At 62.8% G+C, this 17,874-nt stretch carries 20 protein-coding genes; 10 read left to right on the top strand and 10 right to left on the bottom strand.

Going from position 1 to position 17,874, the window contains the following annotated elements; all coding sequences use genetic code 11:
* The first annotated feature begins 139 nt into the window (after positions 1-139).
* The 4 genes from NKH38_RS05500 (at position 140) to NKH38_RS05485 (ending at position 3,685) form a co-directional block, all read left to right on the top strand.
* The gene (locus tag NKH38_RS05500; protein ID WP_023681507.1) at positions 140-907 is read left to right on the top strand and encodes a rhomboid family intramembrane serine protease; all 768 of its coding nucleotides are present in this window, start codon (positions 140-142) and stop codon (positions 905-907) included.
* 151 nt (positions 908-1,058) lie between these two features.
* Positions 1,059-1,490: a CBS domain-containing protein gene (locus NKH38_RS05495; protein WP_023667498.1), complete on the top strand. Its 432-nt coding sequence runs from the start codon at positions 1,059-1,061 to the stop codon at positions 1,488-1,490.
* Between the two features lie 202 nt (positions 1,491-1,692).
* Complete coding sequence (gene gatB, locus NKH38_RS05490; RefSeq protein WP_023715796.1) at positions 1,693-3,192, top strand: Asp-tRNA(Asn)/Glu-tRNA(Gln) amidotransferase subunit GatB; 1,500 nt, start codon at positions 1,693-1,695, stop codon at positions 3,190-3,192.
* Between the two features lie 4 nt (positions 3,193-3,196).
* On the top strand, positions 3,197-3,685 hold the full coding sequence (locus NKH38_RS05485) for a GNAT family N-acetyltransferase (protein ID WP_352628935.1): 489 nt from the start codon (positions 3,197-3,199) through the stop codon (positions 3,683-3,685).
* 16 nt (positions 3,686-3,701) lie between these two features.
* Here NKH38_RS05485 and NKH38_RS05480 read toward each other — a convergent pair whose 3' ends face one another.
* On the bottom strand, positions 3,702-5,102 hold the full coding sequence (locus NKH38_RS05480) for an ArnT family glycosyltransferase (protein WP_352761460.1): 1,401 nt from the start codon (positions 5,100-5,102) through the stop codon (positions 3,702-3,704).
* Positions 5,103-5,284: 182 nt separating this feature from the next.
* Entirely contained in the window at positions 5,285-5,956 is a 672-nt protein-coding gene (locus NKH38_RS05475) for a helix-turn-helix transcriptional regulator (protein WP_352761457.1), read from the bottom strand.
* Between NKH38_RS05475 and NKH38_RS05470 the strand changes: the two genes are divergently transcribed.
* Positions 5,949-6,344, top strand: a complete 396-nt coding sequence (locus tag NKH38_RS05470) for a hypothetical protein (RefSeq protein WP_352761454.1) — start codon at positions 5,949-5,951, stop codon at positions 6,342-6,344. The genes NKH38_RS05475 and NKH38_RS05470 overlap by 8 nt on opposite strands.
* A 326-nt stretch (positions 6,345-6,670) precedes the next feature.
* On the opposite strand, the gene panC is transcribed toward NKH38_RS05470, so the two are convergent.
* The gene (gene panC / locus NKH38_RS05465; RefSeq protein WP_023688379.1) at positions 6,671-7,528 is read right to left on the bottom strand and encodes a pantoate--beta-alanine ligase; all 858 of its coding nucleotides are present in this window, start codon (positions 7,526-7,528) and stop codon (positions 6,671-6,673) included.
* 11 nt (positions 7,529-7,539) lie between these two features.
* A complete protein-coding gene (panB, locus tag NKH38_RS05460) occupies positions 7,540-8,370 on the bottom strand; it encodes a 3-methyl-2-oxobutanoate hydroxymethyltransferase (protein ID WP_352761451.1) in 831 nt (276 codons plus the stop codon).
* 324 nt (positions 8,371-8,694) lie between these two features.
* Here panB and NKH38_RS05455 point away from each other — a divergent pair, with 324 nt between their 5' ends.
* The 3 genes from NKH38_RS05455 (at position 8,695) to NKH38_RS05445 (ending at position 10,218) form a co-directional block, all read left to right on the top strand.
* On the top strand, positions 8,695-9,093 hold the full coding sequence (locus tag NKH38_RS05455; protein WP_023667491.1) for an NADH:ubiquinone oxidoreductase subunit NDUFA12: 399 nt from the start codon (positions 8,695-8,697) through the stop codon (positions 9,091-9,093).
* A 115-nt stretch (positions 9,094-9,208) separates the two neighbouring features.
* Positions 9,209-9,760 carry a DUF2155 domain-containing protein gene (locus NKH38_RS05450; RefSeq protein ID WP_352761448.1) on the top strand — a complete coding sequence of 184 codons (552 nt, stop codon included), beginning with the start codon at positions 9,209-9,211 and terminating at the stop codon, positions 9,758-9,760.
* Between the two features lie 74 nt (positions 9,761-9,834).
* Complete coding sequence (locus NKH38_RS05445; RefSeq protein WP_023667489.1) at positions 9,835-10,218, top strand: hypothetical protein; 384 nt, start codon at positions 9,835-9,837, stop codon at positions 10,216-10,218.
* Positions 10,219-10,260: 42 nt separating this feature from the next.
* Here the strand turns inward: NKH38_RS05445 and aat are convergent, their stop codons facing one another.
* From aat to NKH38_RS05415, 6 genes are all read right to left on the bottom strand, one after another.
* On the bottom strand, positions 10,261-10,878 hold the full coding sequence (aat, locus tag NKH38_RS05440; RefSeq protein ID WP_023681498.1) for a leucyl/phenylalanyl-tRNA--protein transferase: 618 nt from the start codon (positions 10,876-10,878) through the stop codon (positions 10,261-10,263).
* 27 nt (positions 10,879-10,905) lie between these two features.
* Positions 10,906-12,249: an acetyl-CoA carboxylase biotin carboxylase subunit gene (accC, locus tag NKH38_RS05435; RefSeq protein ID WP_023681497.1), complete on the bottom strand. Its 1,344-nt coding sequence runs from the start codon at positions 12,247-12,249 to the stop codon at positions 10,906-10,908.
* A 10-nt stretch (positions 12,250-12,259) separates the two neighbouring features.
* Positions 12,260-12,724 (bottom strand): acetyl-CoA carboxylase biotin carboxyl carrier protein, encoded by a 465-nt coding sequence (gene accB, locus NKH38_RS05430; RefSeq protein ID WP_023681496.1) that lies wholly within the window; start codon positions 12,722-12,724, stop codon positions 12,260-12,262.
* A 26-nt stretch (positions 12,725-12,750) separates the two neighbouring features.
* On the bottom strand, positions 12,751-13,185 hold the full coding sequence (aroQ, locus tag NKH38_RS05425) for a type II 3-dehydroquinate dehydratase (protein WP_023667485.1): 435 nt from the start codon (positions 13,183-13,185) through the stop codon (positions 12,751-12,753).
* A 150-nt stretch (positions 13,186-13,335) separates the two neighbouring features.
* Positions 13,336-14,139 carry a DsbA family protein gene (locus NKH38_RS05420; RefSeq protein WP_352761443.1) on the bottom strand — a complete coding sequence of 268 codons (804 nt, stop codon included), beginning with the start codon at positions 14,137-14,139 and terminating at the stop codon, positions 13,336-13,338.
* 58 nt (positions 14,140-14,197) lie between these two features.
* On the bottom strand, positions 14,198-15,610 hold the full coding sequence (locus NKH38_RS05415; RefSeq protein WP_023707006.1) for a M48 family metalloprotease: 1,413 nt from the start codon (positions 15,608-15,610) through the stop codon (positions 14,198-14,200).
* A gap of 152 nt (positions 15,611-15,762) precedes the next feature.
* Here NKH38_RS05415 and NKH38_RS05410 point away from each other — a divergent pair, with 152 nt between their 5' ends.
* On the top strand, positions 15,763-16,911 hold the full coding sequence (locus tag NKH38_RS05410) for a pyridoxal phosphate-dependent aminotransferase (protein ID WP_023707005.1): 1,149 nt from the start codon (positions 15,763-15,765) through the stop codon (positions 16,909-16,911).
* An 11-nt stretch (positions 16,912-16,922) separates the two neighbouring features.
* Positions 16,923-17,852, top strand: coding sequence for a glutaminase (locus tag NKH38_RS05405; RefSeq protein WP_023735371.1), 930 nt, complete (start codon positions 16,923-16,925; stop codon positions 17,850-17,852).
* Positions 17,853-17,874 lie beyond the last annotated feature (22 nt).

The raw sequence follows: 17,874 nt of genomic DNA, 5'->3' as shown, positions 1-17,874 counted from the left end.
CGACCAGCCGTTCAAGGGAAACCTTGGACGGCTTCTTTTTGATTCGCGGTTTGTGATTCGCGCTTTGTGATTCGTAGTTTGTGATTTGTCCGGGCATGGCCTAGATGCTCGCGACACGCAAATCCCTGGATCAGTGCATATGAGCGAACCGGCCGGCCCCCTGGAGACCGAACAGACCGCGGAGGCGCCGCCGCCGCGCCGCGAGCCGGTGTTCAACCTGCCACCGGTGGTGCTGGCGGTGATCGGCATCTGCGTCGCCGTCTTCCTGCTGCAGCAATATGTGCTGACCGAAGAGCAGCAGATAACATTGCTCACCGATGGCGCCTTCATTCCGGTCCTCTACACCGGCCAATACGGTTTCGACTGGTTCCTCTTCACCCGTCCTTTCACCTATGCCTTCATGCATGGCGGCGTTGCCCACATTGCCATCAACATGGTTGCGCTGGCCGCCTTCGGGTCGCCGCTGGCCAACCGTCTCGGCTGGTTCTGGTTCGCCTTGTTTTTCGCCGCCACCGGGCTGGCCGCGGTGGTGCTGTTCTGGGCGGTCCATCCATACGGCGAAGCGCCGCTGGTCGGCGCTTCCGGAGCGATATCGGGCATGATGGGTGCTGCGGCGCGTTTCGGGTTCCGTACCGACCGCTCCTCCGGCAGGGCGGCCTTTGCCGGCCCCGTGCTGCCGATCGCAATCGTTTTGCGCATGCGCGGCGTCGTCAATTTTCTCGGCGCCTGGATGGTCATCAATCTCGCCACCGGCCTTTACGGTCTCGGGCTCGGAGAACCCGGCCAGATCGCCTGGGAAGCGCACATTGGCGGCCTCGTCGCAGGCTTCTTCGGGTTGCGCTGGTTCGACCGGCGTTGGCGGGCGCCTGAATGGGAGATCCCCGACGACCAGCGCACCCCCGACTAGCGCACTCTATTGGCGCACCCCACTGGCACACCCCACTGGCACACCCCACTGGCACACTTGAAAAGCAACCGATCACGGCGCACGATGTTCACTCTTATGTGAAGCCGGTCAGGGCGGGAGCTGGCTAGCCAAGCAGGAGGAGGAGGACGCCATGACGGTTAAGGCAATTCTCGAGAGAAAAGGCCATGACGTGTTCACGCTCGGGCCGAATGTAAAGCTCAGCGAAGCCATTCGAATCCTGGCCGACCACAAGATCGGTGCACTGGTCATCACCAATGGCGATCGCAAGATCGTCGGCATCCTTTCCGAGCGTGACATCGTGCGGGTCGTTGCCAGGGAAGGCGCTGCCGCACTTGATATAACGGTACGCTCGGCGATGACGCCGAAAGTGAAGATCTGCAACGAGAACCACACGGTCAACGAGGTGATGGAGATCATGACCAAAGGCCGTTTCCGCCATCTGCCGGTGGAAAAGGATGGGCTGCTCGACGGCATCGTGTCGATCGGCGACGTGGTCAAGCGCCGCATCGAGGATGTCGAGCGCGAGGCCGACGAAATCAGGGCCTATATCGCAACGGCCTGACCTGACGAAAAGACCGCCGACCGGAATACCGGCCGGCGGCGTTCATTCTATCGGTGCCGAGCGGCCGAAAGCGGCTGAAAAGGCCAGCCCGCTGCTCTGCGCTGCTTTGGGCGCTTGTCTCGCGAAGCGGTTTGCACTAGCGAAGACCGATTACCCAAATCACGAAAATCGAAGTTTTCGCGAGCCAAAAGCGCAGGCCACCATGACCCTTATCGATACCCGCACGCCCGACGCCAAACGTTTTATCCCCGGCGCCACTGGCGATTGGGAGATCATCATCGGCCTCGAGGTTCACGCGCAGGTGACCTCGGAAGCAAAGCTGTTTTCCGGGGCGTCGACGACTTTCGGCGCGGCGCCCAACGCCAATGTCAGCCTGGTCGACGCGGCCATGCCCGGCATGCTGCCGGTCATCAATGAGGAATGCGTCAAGCAGGCGATCCGCACCGGCCTCGGATTGAAGGCGCAGATCAACCACAAGTCGGTGTTCGACCGGAAAAACTATTTCTATCCCGACCTGCCGCAGGGCTACCAGATATCGCAGTTCAAGCAGCCGATCGTTGGCGAAGGCACGATCGTCATTTCGGTCGGTCCCGACCGGCAGGGCGAGTTCGAGGACATCGAGATCGGCATCGAGCGCCTGCACCTGGAGCAGGACGCCGGCAAGTCGATGCACGACCAGCATCCGACCATGTCCTATGTCGATCTCAACCGCTCCGGCGTGGCGCTGATGGAGATTGTCTCCAAGCCGGACATGCGCTCCGCCGACGAGGCCAAGGCGTATGTCACCAAGCTGCGCACCATCGTGCGCTATCTCGGCACTTGCGACGGCAACATGGACGAAGGCTCGATGCGCGCCGACGTCAACGTCTCCGTTCGCAAGCCCGGCGGCGAATTCGGTACGCGCTGTGAGATCAAGAACGTCAATTCGATCCGCTTCATCGGCCAGGCCATCGAGTTCGAGGCGCGCCGCCAGATCGCCATCCTCGAGGATGGCGGCAAGATCGATCAGGAAACCAGGCTGTTCGACGCCGTCAAAGGCGAGACGCGCTCGATGCGCAGCAAGGAAGAGGCGCATGACTACCGCTACTTCCCCGATCCCGACCTTTTGCCGCTGGAATTCGACCAGGCCTATGTCGACGCGCTGGCCAAGGAGTTGCCGGAACTGCCCGACGACAAGAAGGCGCGCCTGATCTCCTCACTTGGCCTGTCTACCTACGACGCCTCGATCCTGGTGTCGGAAAAGCCGATCGCCGACTATTTCGAGCAGGTGGCCTCGGGCCGCGACGGCAAGCTTGCCGCCAACTGGGTCATCAATGACCTGCTCGGCCAGCTTAACAAGGCCGGCAAGGACATTGAAAATGCTCCTGTAACACCGGAGCAGCTCGGTGCCGTGATCGACCTGATCAAGGAAGGCACCATCTCCGGCAAGATCGCCAAGGATCTGTTCGAGATCGTTTGGAACGAGGGCGGCGATCCGCGCCAGCTGGTGGAAAGCCGCGGCATGAAGCAGGTCACCGACACCGGCGCCATCGAGAAGGCGGTCGACGAAGTCATCGCCGCCAACCCCGACAAGGTCGAGCAGGCTCGCGCCAAGCCGACCATGGCCGGCTGGTTCGTCGGCCAGGTGATGAAGGCCACCGGCGGCAAGGCCAACCCGCAAGCGGTTAACGATCTGGTCAAGGCCAAGCTCGGTATCGAATAGAACAATGTTCGTCCGCACCGCCAGCGAACGTGACCTTGCCGCTGTCCGCGCGCTGCTGGTCGAAACCTGGCACGCAACGTACGACACGATCTATGGCGCCGAGCGGGTGACCGAAATTACCGACGACTGGCATTCGATCGCCTCGCTCAAGGCGCGGCTGACAAGGCCGAACTCGGAATTCCTGGTCGCCGATGACGGCAAGCGTATCGGCGGCATGGCTTTTGCCGCCGCAACGACGGATACGAAGATCGTGCTGCTGAACCAGCTCTATGTACTGCCGGCCTGCCAGCGGCAAGGCATCGGCCAGGCCTTGCTGGACGAGGTCGAAGCCAGCTTTCCCGAGGCGAACAGGTTGCGCGTCGAGGTGGAAGAGGCCAACGTGCCGGCCATCGCCTTCTACCGTTCGAAGGGATTTTTGCCGGCCGGCAGCACCGCCGATTGCGGCGGCGGTTCGGGGTTGCCGGCGCTGATCTTCGAGAAGCCGCTGGGATAGGCGTCCGACGAAACGTTCAGTGCTGTCCCTTCAGGACGACCAGATAGCCGCGTTCCACCGGCTGCCGGAAGGCGATCTGTTCGGATGTGCCCGGATCTTTCGATTGCTTTTCGATGACGTAGCCGCCGGGATGAGACTTGAGCCATTCCTCAGGCTTGTCGGCGTTCTCGAATGGCTTCTCTATTCGCCCAAGGAAACCGACCTCGCCCTGATAGTCGTAAGCGACGGCCCAGTCCGCGTCCTTTCGTTCGTCGATGAAGCTCGCCAGCGGCGTGAGATCGTAGCGTTTGAACACGGTCGCCGAGGCGGCGGCGTGGCCGATGGCGAAAAGGGCAAGCATGACAAAGGCCGTCGCCCTCAGCCTGGCGACTGAAATCTCGGCCATGAAGTAGCCCAGCAGAATGGTCGCGAACGGTAGTGCCGGCACGACATAGTGCGGCTGCTTGCCGGATATGGCGCTGAAGACCAGCAGCACCGCAATGAACGAGAACGACAGCAGGCGCAGGGCACGCAGATCCGGGGATTTGGTGTCGATCAGGCTGCGTATCCGGGCAACCGGCCTCAGCCGCCACACCGGGGGGATAAAGGCCCAGGGCACGAACATGAGCGGCAACAGCATCAGGTAAAAGTAAAACGGCCGGCCATGCGAATTGTGCAGGCTTCCGGTAACCCGACCTGCCGACTGGTTCCACACGAGATCGTAGACGAAACTGCCCTTGGTCAGGATGGTCGCGGGCGCCAGCCATATGGCGACCGGGACAAGGGCGGCGAGAATTGCCAGGCCGGCTCCGGCAAAGAACTGCAAAGGGGCAAGGCCGGCTCGCCGGTCACGCCAGAGGGGATAGAGCAGGACGGGCGCGCCGATGTGAATGAGCACCACCGGGCCTTTGGCCAGCACGCCGAGCCCGATGAAGAGACCCGCCAGCACCGCCTGCCACCGGTTGCCGGTCCTGGCGAAGGCCAGCAACGACAGCAGTGCGGCGACCACACAAGCCGTCAAAAGCATGTCGAACAGGATCAGGGTCGAATAGATGACAAAGACGGTGCTGCCGGCCACCAGCCAGGGGATGCGACTGGCAATGTCCGGGCGCTCGGGAAACAGGGTTTTGGCCAGAAGTGTCGTCAGCCAGATGACCAGCGACGAGGCGGCGAAGATGACGAGCATCGCCGCCGCGCGGCTCACACCGAAGATGTTCCAGACGAGATCGATGAGCCAGAACAACAGCGGCGGCTTCTGCAGATAGGGCGCAAAGTTCATCGTCGGTACGAAGACATGTCCACCGAGATACATCTCCCAGGCGACGCTGAGATAACGCGTCTCATCGACCGGCAATAGCGGACGAAAAGCGAGCGCGATGCAAAGCAGGGCCAGCAGGAAGAGGTAAGGCAGCAGCCGTTCAATTCGTGTCGGTATCAAGTTCGGGGACCGCCCAGGAAATGGTTTCCACGTCCGGTCGTGCACGATGCACCGTCTCCGGACCGGAGCAGAACCGCACCATGATTTTGGCCGAATTGCAACGATGCCGGCTTGGTATTGTGGATTACGCCTGCGTACCGGCAAATAGTTGAAAAATCTGACGATTGGCTCCGAGTATGGCTTCAGGCCGAGCGCAGCGGCGGCGTCAATTCGCGCATCAGGAGTTCCAGCTCTCGCTGGTTGCCAGTGGCGGTCTTGTCGAAGATCGTCGCCAGCTGTGATTTGACGGTGCCGTCCGAGACGCCGCTGGCAGCCGCGATTTCACGCCGTGTCAGCCCGGCGGCGACATGGCCGGCGACACGCTTTTCCGCTGCTATCAGTCCGAACAGTGCAGCGATCGCTTCCAGCGCCGGCACTGATGTGGCGCCGGCGGCGGCAATGAAGATGGCCGCGGCGGCGCGCGGCGATATGCGGGCCGAAATGTCGCGTCGCGCCAGAGGCATGACATGCGCCACCGCCGGAGACATGGCCTTCACCAGCGGAATGTTGATGCCGGACGGTCCGAGCGCGAATTCGTCGCGCGTGCCGAGCTGGACGGCGCGGCCGATGGCGGTGTTGGCGTTAGCATAAGCGAAGGACAGCTGGCCGCGCACCGAGGACACTGAGGCGGTTTCGGTGAGCAGGGCTTCGGCTGCCCGATTGGCGAAAATGATCTGCATATCGTCGGCGACGATCAGCACCGGATGGTCGAGGCTCTCGAGGATTGAGCGAAAGATGTCGGCCTTGCGCCGCTCGGCCTCGAACAGGTCGCCGATGGTCACCGCACGCCGGACATGGGGGGCGAGCGTGGACATCAGGTCGATATCCCTGGCTGAAATTCTGGGGCCTGTCCTTGTCGGTAACCACCATCAGCGTGCCGGCGCGCGCCGGCTGCTTCATCAGCGCCACCCAGAAGAAATCGTCGAGACGGTTGGGTTCCACCCACTCGCGCACGATGCGGCTTTCGAGCCAGTTCTGGCGGGCGTCAGGGCCTTGCAGGGCGTAGACGCTATCGACGGTGAACGGCATGTCGATTTCCATCTTCGGCACCGCCTTGAAGAAGGGCACCTCGCAGGCGTAGTCGCGCTGCAGCGGCTCAAGCAGGACCGGATCGCCGCAGGAAGTCGAAAACCGGGCCGAGTTTCTCGCCGTATCGACGACCGCCAGCATGGCAAGCCGGCCGAGCGCCAATTTGCAGATTGATTCAAGCGTCGATGGCCAACGGCCGACATCGGCAATCGAATCGTAAATCGCTTCGACGATCTGCGGCAGGGCGCGACCGAATATGTTGGCCTGGACAGACACGTAGAGCCTCGTAAGGATTGCAGCGTAGTGGCAGGTCACACACTGTCTCCGCCTGAGGTCGCACACAACATAGCCGGCTTGGTTACGTCTGTGAAACGTCTCACAGCGGCGTTCGGTGTATTGTGAGCGCTTACGGGCTGGCCAGAACGTGCCTGATGAGCCGTTGTCTAAGAGCACTCGGGCCGCTCTGCGATACAAATCAAAGTGAACGGAATTGCAATTTTTCAGGGAATAAATGAGGAAACTTCCACATTGTCGATCAACCTGGTTCTGCCAAGCCACGCCGCGGCAAGCAGGCGGCCATCGCCGTCACGCCGCCACGAGGTGAGCGTCAGGCTCTTGCGCGCGGCGACGTAGTCGACGCTGTCGAAGCCTGCCTCGAGAAGCGCGGCAGTGGCTTTGCCGGTCACGCCGTTTTCATCGGCGCCGGCCGCGAGCGCTGCCGCCGTCTGGCGCAAGATGACATTGAGCTGTCGCGCGACGTCGAGTTCGGCGGCGTCGAGATAGGCGTTGCGCGACGACATTGCCAGGCCATGCGCATCGCGCACGGTTGGCGCGCCGACGATTTCCACCGGAAGGTCAAGATCGCGGCAGAGCTTTCGGACGACGCAAAGCTGCTGGTAGTCTTTTTCGCCGAAGATGGCGTAGTCGGGCAGGGCTTGCAGAAAGAGCTTGGCCACGACCGTGGCGACGCCCTCGAAGAAGGTCGGCCTGAAATCCGATTCCAGGCCAGAAGACGGGCCGCCGACCGAAATCTTCGTCGCAAAGCCTGCCGGATACATCTCGGAAACCGTAGGCGTGAAGGCAAGCTGTGCGCCGGCCTCGGTCAGCCGGTCGAGATCGCGGGCCAGCTGACGCGGATACTTGTCGAGATCTTCAGTGGGGGCGAACTGGGCCGGGTTGACGAAGATCGAGACGACGCAGCGATCGGCCGTTGCGAGCGCGGCCCCGACCAGCGAGATATGGCCGTCATGCAAAGCGCCCATGGTCGGCACCATGGCGACGCTCAGGCCTTCGCGCCGCCATTCGCGGATCTGCGCGCGAAGGCCGGGCACGGTGTCGACGACGAGCGGCTGGCTGATGGGGGGCCGGTTCATGCCTTGTCCTTGTCGCTCGCGGCTGAAAAGACGTGGCCCGGCCCGGGGAAGGTGCGGCTGCGCACCTCCGCTGCGTAGCGCGCCGCGGCATCGGCGACCGCGCTGCGCAAATCGGCGTATTCCTTGACGAATTTCGGCACCCGGTCGACCGTCAGGCCGACCATGTCGTCGATGACCAGGATCTGGCCGTTGCAATCGCGGCTGGCGCCGATGCCGATGGTTGGAATGGCAATGCGCCGGGTGAGGTCGGCGGCAACGGTCTCGACCGTGCCTTCGATGACCAGCGAAAACGCGCCGGCTTTCTCGACCGCGTCGGCGTCGCGCATGAGCGCGGCAACATTCTCCGGCGTGCGGCCCTTGATCTTGTAGCCACCGTCCTTTTCCACCGATTGCGGCTGCAAGCCGATATGGCCCATCACTGGAATGCCGGCCCCGACGATTGCCGCGATCTGGAGGGCGACTTCGACGCCGCCTTCCAGCTTCACCGCCTGGCAGCCGGTTTCCTCAGAGATGCGGCGCGCCGAGGCAAGGGCTTGCGCGGCCGAAGTCTCGTAGCTGCCGGCCGGCATATCGACCACCACGCAGGCCTTTGATGAACCGCGCATCACGGCCTGGCCATGGGCGATCATCATCTCCAGCGAGGCGCCGAGCGTGGTCTTGTGGCCATGCAGCACCATGGCAACGCTGTCGCCGACCAGGAGAAGGTCGACATGATCGTCGAGCAGGCGGGCGACGGGATAGGTGTAAGCGGTAAGGCATACGACCGGCACGCCGCCCTTGCGGGCGCGTATTGTCTCCGCACTGATCCTGGCGACAGCTAAGGCCATTCCTCACCTCCCGCAGCCGGCGTTGACTACAGCGCCGCGCGTCCCGTGGACGCGCAAAGGACGCTGTAGCACTTGGGTTTGCGCATGATCCTTTCCGAAAATCGATTTCGATTTTCGGGGTCATGCGGCAGCGCCGAGCGATGAGAGCTTTAGGAAGACGCAGCCGGCTTGGCAAGCGTCGGTTCGCAGGTGCGAAATGGATCGGCCAATGACCGAGCGTTTCGGCATGCCGTCAGTGCCGCAGGCGCCGCAAAACCCTTGCCTTCGCCAAGGCCTGACGCCATAAGCAGGGACAGCCACCGCCGCGCGCCCGCGAGGATCTGAATGAAAACTTTCCTTCTGCAGTTTTTCACCTGGTGGAACCGCCAGACGCTGGGAACCCGTTTTCACACCTGGCGCCACGGCAACAAGGTCGGCCAGGATGGGGCCGGCAACGTCTACTACGAAGGCGGCGTCGATTCGGAAGGCCGCACCCGCCGCTGGGTCATCTACGCCAATTATTCGGAGGCGTCGGCGATCCCCCCGGGCTGGCACGGCTGGATGCATCACCGCGTCGATGTGGCGCCGCCAAGCGATGACTATCGGCCGCGCGAATGGGAAAAGGCGCATGAGCCGAACCTCACGGGAACACCGGCGGCTTATCGCCCAAAGGGTTCCGTGCTCACCAATCAGCACCGTCCGCAGGTGACGGGCGACTACGATGCGTGGACGCCTGGTTCTTGACCGCCGGCCGGTCCTTTGTCGCCACAATTGGCGTTTAGCTGCTTGCTGATATGACAACGGCGAATAGCCTTGGGCGTGACAGAATCACCCGGGCCCAAACCACCGGTATCTCCGCATGAACATTTTCAGCCTGACATCGATGGCCGGACTGGCGGCAATTGGCGCTATCGCCATGTTCCCGACAGCGTTTGCCGCGGCGCAGGCGCCTGCGGCAGCACCCGCAATCTCCGATCGCATCACCAATCCGGTCGCCGAATTTGCCGGCATCGACAAGATCACCGGCCGTATCATCACCTTCGATGTCTACATCGACGAAACGGTGCAGTTCGGCGCTTTGCAGGTGACGCCGCGCATCTGCTATTCGCGGCCGGAGAATGAAGAGCCGAAGACCGATTCCTTCGTCGAAGTCGACGAAATCACGCTCGACCGCAAGATCCGCCGCATCTTCACCGGCTGGATGTTCGCCGAGAGCCCCGGCCTAAACGCCGTCGAGCACGCCGTCTATGACGTCTGGCTAAAGGGCTGCAAGCAGAAGTCGGATGTGCCGCCGCCCGACGCGGCCAATGCCGAGACGCCCAAGGTCGACACGTCCAAGCCAAAGCCTACCGCTGCTCCGGCCGCCGAACAGCCGGACCCCACGGAGCCTGACGCGACCAACACCAACTGATCCCCGGAACCGTCATGGCCACCATGCGTTGGGCCATGGACGACCGCGCATTTGCGCGCTTGGAGGATATTCTGATGTCGGACAGCAAACGGATCACGGCCAGCAAAGACGACCTGCTCGAACTCGAAAAGGGGTTCTGGACGGGCGACGAAGCTTATTACGCCGCCAATGTCGACACAGAATGCCTGGTGGCGTTTCCTGAGATGGCACAGGCAATGGACAATGCCGATCTGGCCAAGACCGCGACCAAGCCCAACCGCTGGCGCGACCTTCAGATCGACCTCAAGGGTATCATCGAGCCCGGCAGCGACATTATCATGCTGACCTATGAGGCTCATGCGACACGGGAAAACGGCGAGCCCTACGCGGCGCTGGTCAGCACCGGCTATGTCCACCGTGTCAACGGCTGGAAGATGATGTTCCATTCGCAGACGCCGATGGAAACCGCGAAGGGCTGACCCCTTTCACCGGTCGAGCCGGCTCGGCCGCTCGGTCTCCGATCAGGGATAAAAAACGGCTTCGCCCTTCAGCGCGTCGGCCAACATCTTCTCGTATTTGACGCGCGGCACGTCGACCGCGCCGAAGCGTTTGAGATGCTCAGTGGTGAATTGCGTGTCGAGCAGGGCAAAGCCGCGCGCCTTCAGCCGCTCGACCAGATGATACAGGCAGGTCTTGGACGCGTCGGTTTCCCGGGCGAACATGCTTTCGCCGAAGAACACGCGACCGAGCGAGACGCCATAGAGGCCGCCGACCAGCCGTTCCTCGCGCCATGCCTCGACCGAATGGCAGTGCCCCAGACGGTGCAGTTCGATATAGGCTTCGCGGATCGGCGCGTTGATCCAGGTCGAGCGGCGCTCCTCGCGCTTTTCGGCGCAGCCGTCGATCGTCGCCTCGAAATCGAAATCGAAGCGGATGTCGAACGGGTGCTTGCGAATTGTCTTCCGCAAGCTCTTCGGCGTGTGGAAGCCATCGAGCGGTATGATGCCGCGCGTCTCCGGCCGCACCCAGAACACTTCCGGGTCGGAAGCGCTCTCGGCCATCGGGAAGACGCCCGAGGCATAGGCCTTGAGCAACAGGTCGGTCGGAATGCGATAGCCGGGAGCGTAAGGACGGGTCATCGCGGCATCATAGCGGCAAGTCGGGCGCTATTCCTCTTTGGCCAGATACTTTTCCAGCCAGTGGATGTCGTAGTCGCCATTGGCGATATCGGCATTGCCGACCAGGTCGCGAAACAGCGGCAGTGTCGTCTTGATGCCATCGACGACGAACTCGTCGAGCGCCCGGCGCAGCCGCATCATGCATTCGACGCGGTTGCGGCCGTGCACGATCAGCTTGCCGATCAGGCTGTCATAATAGGGCGGGATCTTGTAGCCGGAATAGACACCGGAATCGACGCGGATGCCGAGACCGCCAGGCGTGTGGAAATGCGTAATCGTGCCGGGCGAAGGCGTGAAGGTGCGCGGGTCCTCGGCATTGATGCGGCATTCTATGGCGTGGCCGTTGAACTTGATGTCCTCCTGGCGCACCGAAAGCCCGCCGCCGGAGGCAACGCGGATCTGTTCGTGGACCAGATCGATGCCGGTGATCGCCTCCGTCACCGGATGCTCGACCTGCAGCCGCGTGTTCATCTCGATGAAGTAGAACTCGCCATTCTCGTACAGGAATTCGATGGTGCCTGCGCCGGAGTAGCCGAGGTCGGCGATGGCCTTGGCACAGATATTGCCGATGCGGGCGCGCTCCTCGGCGTTGAGGGCCGGCGAGGGCGCCTCTTCCCAGACTTTCTGGTGGCGGCGTTGCAGCGAACAGTCGCGCTCGCCGAAATGCACGCCGCGGCCGGCGCCGTCGCCGAATACCTGGACCTCGATGTGGCGCGGCTTTTCCAAGTATTTCTCGATGTAGACGGCATCGTCGCCGAAGGCCGCGCCGGCCTCCGTGCTGGCTGTCTGCAAGGCGATCTCGAGATCGGCTTCGGTAAGGGCGACCTTCATACCGCGCCCGCCACCGCCTGCCGAAGCCTTGATGATCACGGGATAGCCGATCTCGGCGGCAATGCGCCTGGCTTCCTTCTGGTCGGTGACTGCGCCGTCGGAGCCCGGCACAACCGGAATGCCGAGCCGCTTTGCCGTGCGCTTGGCCTCGATCTTGTCGCCCATGATGCGGATATGGTCGCCCGACGGACCGATGAAGGTGATGTTGTGGGCGGCGAGGATATCGGCGAACTTGGCGTTCTCCGACAGGAAGCCATAGCCCGGATGCACGGCATCGGCGCCTGTGATCTCGCAGGCTGCGACGATCTGGTGGATGTTGAGATAGCTGTCGCGCGACGGCGGCGGACCGATGCACACGCTTTCGTCGGCGAGCCTGACATGCATGGCGTCAGCGTCGGCGGTCGAATGCACGACCACGGTCTGGATGCCGAGTTCCTTGCAGGCGCGCAGCACCCGAAGCGCGATTTCGCCGCGGTTGGCGATGAGGATCTTCTGGAACATCCGGCCCGCTCTACTCGATCACGACGAGCGGCATGCCGTACTCGACCGGCTGGCCGTCCTCGAACAGGATCGCCGTCACCGTGCCGGCGCGCGGCGAAGGGATCTGGTTCATCGTCTTCATCGCTTCGATGATCAGCAGCGTCTGGCCTTCCTTGACCTTCTGGCCGACTTCGATGAAGGCCTTGGCGTCGGGCGAGGGCGCGAGATAGGCGGTGCCGACCATCGGCGAGGGGACCGCGTTCTTGGACGGGTCGGCCACTGCTGGTGCGGCAGCCGCGCCCGCCGCGGGCTGCTGCGCTGCCGGAGCATAACCGGCCTGCGGGGCGGCGATGGCGTGGACGGCCGGCGCCTGGCGCGACACGCGCACCTTCAGGTCGCCGAGCTCGACTTCGATCTCGGTGAGATTGGTGTCATTCAGTATGCCCGCGAGATCGCGGATCAGTTGCTGGTCAACACCGGTCTTCTTTATCGACATTTTCGAGCCTTCTGTTTGTGGGCCGGTCATAGGCGTGCCGCCAGCGCCTGCAGCGCCAGCGAGTAGCCAAGCGGCCCGAACCCGCAGATCATGCCGACAGCGACCGGCGCGACCATGGAGACGTGGCGGAATGGTTCCCGCGCGTGGATGTTGGAGAGGTGAACTTCGGCGACGGGCAGCGGCGCGACAGCGCGGATGGCGTCGTGAATGGCAATCGAGGTGTGGCTGTAGGCACCCGGATTGATGACGATGCCGGCTGCCTTGTCGCCGGCTTCCTGGATCCAGTCGACGAGGTCGCCCTCATGGTTCGACTGGCGAAAATCAATCTCGAGGCCAAGCGCGGCGCCCGCCTGCTTGCAGTCGTCGGCGATCGCGGCAAGCGTCTTGCCGCCATAGATGCCCGGCTCGCGCTTGCCGAGCGCGTTCAGGTTGGGGCCGTTCAGGACGAAAATCGTTTTCAAAAATGCCGACCTTTTCCGACGCCGGCCTCAAGCCGGCGCGCAGGGCCTTCTATAATGGGCATAGCCGCCCGCGGAAAGAGCACAAGTGCGATCTTTCACTGTCCACAACAGGCGGAAATGTGCCCGTGAGAAATAGGCTCGCGTGCAAGATCAGAGCGCGGCTTTCGCCGCCTCGATCTTTTCAGCCAGCACTTCCTGGCCGAGCGCCCCGAACACCACCTCATTGCCGACCACGTAGGAAGGCGTTCCGGTGATGGCCAGCTTGTTGGCGAGGTCGAAGGTCTTGGAGAAAGCCTCGGTGATGGTCGGATCCTTCATCTTCTCGCGCAATTTTGCCTCATCGGCGCCTAGCGACAGCGCAACCTTCATGGCCGCCGCCTCGGTGGCGCGGCCCTGGCCGCCGAGCAGGGCGTTGTGGAACTCGCCGTATTTCTCCGGATGCATCAGGTGGAAAGCCATCGAGACGACGCTGGCCTTTTGCGAATCCGGCCCGAGGATCGGGAATTCCTTGAGCACGAAGCGCAGTTCCGGATCGGCCTTTGTCAGAGCCTGCATGTCGTCGATGGCGCGTTTGCAGAAGCCGCAATTGTAGTCGTAGAATTCGACGATGGTGACCTTGCCCTTCGGATTGCCGACGACGCCGTCGAAGGTCGAGTTGAAAATCTCGGACTTGGCCTTCTCGATGACGCCGAGGCTGGCTATGCGCTGCTCTTCCTTCTGCTTGGCCTCGAGCGCCTCCTGCACTTCGAGCAGCACTTCGGGGTTCTTCAGGAGATAGTCGCGGATAATGCCCTCGATCTCAGTGCGATCGATCTTGGTGTCGGCAGAGGCGGTTTGCACGGTCTGCGCCGTGCCGGCCTTGGCCACCTGCGGACTGCCGGCGACGAACCCGAAAGCGAGCATGGCAAGAGCAGCCGCCACTCCCGTCGTGCCGAGCAATATTGCCTTGTTCATCGTCTCATCCTCTTTACCGGTTCCGGTCTATCCTAGTCGCCGCGGGCGACCGGAAGGTTCATTTCTTGAGTTTGCCTGAAGGGTTGTAGTTTATGATGTCCTGCGCCCGAATCCAGCCGGGTTCGCCACGCTTCAAGTCCTTTTGCGCGCGCATGGCGAAAATTTTCGCATTCGTGTAATCGCCGGAATAGAAATGGCCCTCGGCGGTGGCGAGTTCCGCCGCCGGAATGTTGCCAAGCTCGCCATAGGCCTGGGCGAGATAGCGGTATCCGACCGTGTTTTCCTTGTCGCGCCCGAGGCCGTTGTTGATCTGCACCACCGCCTTCTTCAGCGAATCGGGCGTGCCGATGGCCATCAGCGCCTGGCCGAGAGAAACGGGCAACAGGCCCGACCTCATCGGATCGAGGCTGACCGCCTTGGCATAGGCGTCCGCGGCGTCCTTGGGCTTGTTGGCCTTCATCAGTATGTCGCCGCGCATTTCCTGGAAGTAGGGGTTCTTCGGCTGTTCCTTGATCAGTGCATTGGCCTTGGTCAGCGCCGCACCCAGATTGCCGTAGAGATAGGCCATCTGCGCTTCGCCATAGCGCGAGGCGAGGCTGCCCGGGGCCTTGCGGATCAGCCGCGTGGCCGCGGCCTGGCCGCCCATATAGGCGGCGATCTTGATGCGCATCATGTCGTGCCGCTGCTGCAGTGCCGGCGGATCGACCTTGTCGACGTTAGGGCTCTGCTTGACCAGCACTTCGAGATTGGCGATGCGCTCCTGCGGCATCGGGTGGCTGATGCGGTAGGGATCGACCTGCGTGCCGGAAAGCGACAGCGCGCTCTGGAAGCGGGCGAAGGTCTTCAGCATGCCCATGCCGGACTGGCCGGTGGCATTGAGATAGGTGATGGCAGAGCGGTCGGCGGTCGACTCTTCGGTGCGCTGGTAGGCAAGAATGCTGCGCTGCGCCATCTCGCCGCCGCCCGCGGCGACACCCATGCCGGCGCCGGCAAGGCCGCGGCTGTTGGTGGTGGCGCCGGCAACGATGGCGCCGGCGCCAAGCAGCGTGGCGATGATGGCCATGGTCTTGGCGCGCTCGAGCTGGTCGCGCAATTTCTGCTGATGGCCGCCTGCGATGTGGCCGGCCTCATGGGCGATGACGCCGATGATCTCGTTGGGCGTTTCGGCCTGCATCAGCGCGCCGGTGTTGATGAACAGCCGGCGCCCGGTAACGAAGGCGTTGAAGCTCTGATCGTTGACCAGAACGATATCGACACCGTCATTGGCAAGACCGGCCGCCTTGAAGATCGGCCGCGCATAGTCGCGCACCAGCGCCTCGATCTCGGCATCGCGCACGACCGGCACCGCCTGGGCGAAGGCCGTCACCGAGCCGGTGACAGCGACGGCGGCGGCAAGCAAAAGCGTCGCGAAGCCGCGCGCTGTCTTCCCCATGGAAGATTTGGACATTGTCGATTTGGGTCGGCTCAGCATGAGGTCCACTGGTAAACGAGCGGGCGAACGATGAAAAGTCACGGCACCGAAACTAGGCGAACTTGTGATCCTCACATCAATCGGGCATTTGTGCGGCGCTGCCGCCGGTTGATGGCTTTGAGCGGCGGGCCGGACGGAAAGATTGAGGTCAAATGGTAGTTTCGCTGTCGCGCCGCGGTGAAGTCGAGCCGTTTCACGCCATGGACATTCTGGCCGAAGCCAACCGGCTGAAGGCGACGGGCGTGCCTGTCGTGTCCATGGCCGTGGGCCAGCCATCCGATCCGGCACCCGTGGGCGTGAGGGAAGCAGCCGCAAATGCGCTGAGGATCGGACGCATCGGCTATACCGACACGCTCGGTCTGGCGGATCTGCGCAAGGCGATCGCCACGCATTATGGCGACCATTACGGGATCGATGTCGCGCCGAACCGGATCGCCGTGACCACGGGATCGTCGGCCGCCTTCAATCTGGCATTCCTGGCGATGTTCGATCCCGGCGACCGCGTCGCCATCGCAGCACCCGGCTATCCGGCCTACCGCAACATCATGGCCGCGCTCGGTATCCAGATCGTCGAGATCGAGCTCGGCAGCGACGCCTATCTTCATGCCGAACATTTGAAATCGGCGCACCGGGAAAAACCGCTGAAGGGTGTGTTGTTCGCCAGCCCGGCCAATCCGACAGGTGCGGTCATTCCCGTCGACGAGTTGTCGGCACTGGTGAGGACAGCCGAAGAACTCGGCATCGCGGTGATATCGGACGAAATTTATCACCGGCTGGCCTATGCCGCGCCCGACACCACGGCGCTGGCCCATGGCTCAGGCGTGACGGTGATCAATTCCTTCTCGAAATATTATTGCATGACCGGATGGCGCATCGGCTGGATGGTGCTGCCGGAAGCTCTGGTGAGGCCGATCGAGCGCATCGCCCAGAGCCTCTACATCTCGCCGCCGGAACTGTCGCAGATCGCCGCGATCGAGGCCTTCAAGGCGACCCAAGAGCTGGAAGCGGTGAAGGCGCGCTATGCCTGGAACCGCGAGCTGTTGATGCGGCGCCTGCCGGAACTCGGATTTCCCTTGGCGGCGCCGATGGACGGCGCCTTCTACGCTTTCTGCGATGTCACCCGGCATACCAATGACAGCATGGCCTTTGCGCGCAAAATGCTGGCCGAAGCGCATGTGGCGGCGACGCCCGGTCGCGATTTCGATCCGCTGGCCGGACACCGCACGATGCGCTTTTCCTATGCCGGCAGCCATGACGACATGGTCGAGGCGTTGGCGCGCATCGAGCGCTGGCTGAAATAGCGGGGACGAGCATGCCGGATCTTAAACAAGCGCTGGCCGACGTCGCCGCCGAGATGGCCGAGCGCTCCGATCGCGGCGAGGTCGCCACCTACATTCCGCAGCTCGGCAAGGTCGATCCGAACAAATTCGGCATTGCCGCCGTGACCAATGACGGCCGCGTGCTGGTCGCCGGCGACGCCGACCAGGCGTTTTCGATCCAGTCCATCTCCAAGGTGTTTACGCTTACGTTGGCGCTCGGCAATGTCGGCGACGCGCTGTGGCAGCGTGTCGGACGCGAGCCGTCGGGCAATCCGTTCAACTCGATCGTGCAGCTCGAGCATGAGAACGGCATTCCGCGCAATCCGTTCATCAATGCCGGCGCCATCGTCGTCTCCGACATACTGCTTGCCGGCCACCAGCCGCGCGAGGCGATCGGCGAAATCCTGCGCTTCATCCAGTTCCTTGCCGATGACGAAGCGATCATCATCGACCGCGAGGTCGCGGCTTCCGAACGCGCCACCGGCTATCGCAACTTCGCGCTTGCCAACTACATGAAATCCTTCGGCAATCTCAACCATGCACCGGAGCTGGCGCTGGGCGTGTACTTCCACCATTGCGCCATCGCCATGAGCTGCCGGCAATTGGCGCTGGCCGGCCGCTTCCTCGCCAATGGCGGCAGAAACCCGGCAACCGGGCACTCCGTGGTGTCTGCCGAGCGGGCGCGGCGCATCGGCGCCATGATGCTGACCTGTGGCCACTATGACGGTTCCGGCGATTTCGCCTTCCGTGTAGGCATTCCCGGCAAAAGCGGCGTCGGCGGCGGCATATTGGGGATCGTGCCGGGTGTTGCTTCGCTCGCCGTATGGTCGCCGGGCTTGAACGCCAACGGCAATTCCAAGCTGGGGTCGATCGCCTTGGAAAAACTGGCCAGGATGATGAACTGGTCGATTTTCGCCCCCTGACGCCTTCCGTCATTCGCGCATG

The sequence above is a fragment of the Mesorhizobium sp. M1078 genome, assembly GCF_040318615.1.
Lineage (GTDB): Bacteria > Pseudomonadota > Alphaproteobacteria > Rhizobiales > Rhizobiaceae > Mesorhizobium.
This window is presented reverse-complemented; position numbering and strand designations above follow the sequence as displayed.

Bases quoted from the DNA above. Each gene is read 5' to 3' on its own strand.
- NKH38_RS05475 (WP_352761457.1), bottom strand. From the start codon at position 5,956: ATGTCCACGCTCGCCCCCCATGTCCGGCGTGCGGTGACCATCGGCGAC.
- aat (WP_023681498.1), bottom strand. From the start codon at position 10,878: ATGACCCGTCCTTACGCTCCCGGCTATCGCATTCCGACCGACCTGTTG.
- accB (WP_023681496.1), bottom strand. From the start codon at position 12,724: ATGTCGATAAAGAAGACCGGTGTTGACCAGCAACTGATCCGCGATCTC.
- accC (WP_023681497.1), bottom strand. From the start codon at position 12,249: ATGTTCCAGAAGATCCTCATCGCCAACCGCGGCGAAATCGCGCTTCGG.
- NKH38_RS05495 (WP_023667498.1), top strand. From the start codon at position 1,059: ATGACGGTTAAGGCAATTCTCGAGAGAAAAGGCCATGACGTGTTCACG.
- NKH38_RS05500 (WP_023681507.1), top strand. From the start codon at position 140: ATGAGCGAACCGGCCGGCCCCCTGGAGACCGAACAGACCGCGGAGGCG.
- NKH38_RS05410 (WP_023707005.1), top strand. From the start codon at position 15,763: ATGGTAGTTTCGCTGTCGCGCCGCGGTGAAGTCGAGCCGTTTCACGCC.
- NKH38_RS05485 (WP_352628935.1), top strand. From the start codon at position 3,197: ATGTTCGTCCGCACCGCCAGCGAACGTGACCTTGCCGCTGTCCGCGCG.
- NKH38_RS05450 (WP_352761448.1), top strand. From the start codon at position 9,209: ATGAACATTTTCAGCCTGACATCGATGGCCGGACTGGCGGCAATTGGC.
- panB (WP_352761451.1), bottom strand. From the start codon at position 8,370: ATGGCCTTAGCTGTCGCCAGGATCAGTGCGGAGACAATACGCGCCCGC.
- NKH38_RS05405 (WP_023735371.1), top strand. From the start codon at position 16,923: ATGCCGGATCTTAAACAAGCGCTGGCCGACGTCGCCGCCGAGATGGCC.
- NKH38_RS05445 (WP_023667489.1), top strand. From the start codon at position 9,835: ATGTCGGACAGCAAACGGATCACGGCCAGCAAAGACGACCTGCTCGAA.
- NKH38_RS05455 (WP_023667491.1), top strand. From the start codon at position 8,695: ATGAAAACTTTCCTTCTGCAGTTTTTCACCTGGTGGAACCGCCAGACG.
- NKH38_RS05420 (WP_352761443.1), bottom strand. From the start codon at position 14,139: ATGAACAAGGCAATATTGCTCGGCACGACGGGAGTGGCGGCTGCTCTT.
- gatB (WP_023715796.1), top strand. From the start codon at position 1,693: ATGACCCTTATCGATACCCGCACGCCCGACGCCAAACGTTTTATCCCC.
- NKH38_RS05415 (WP_023707006.1), bottom strand. From the start codon at position 15,610: ATGCTGAGCCGACCCAAATCGACAATGTCCAAATCTTCCATGGGGAAG.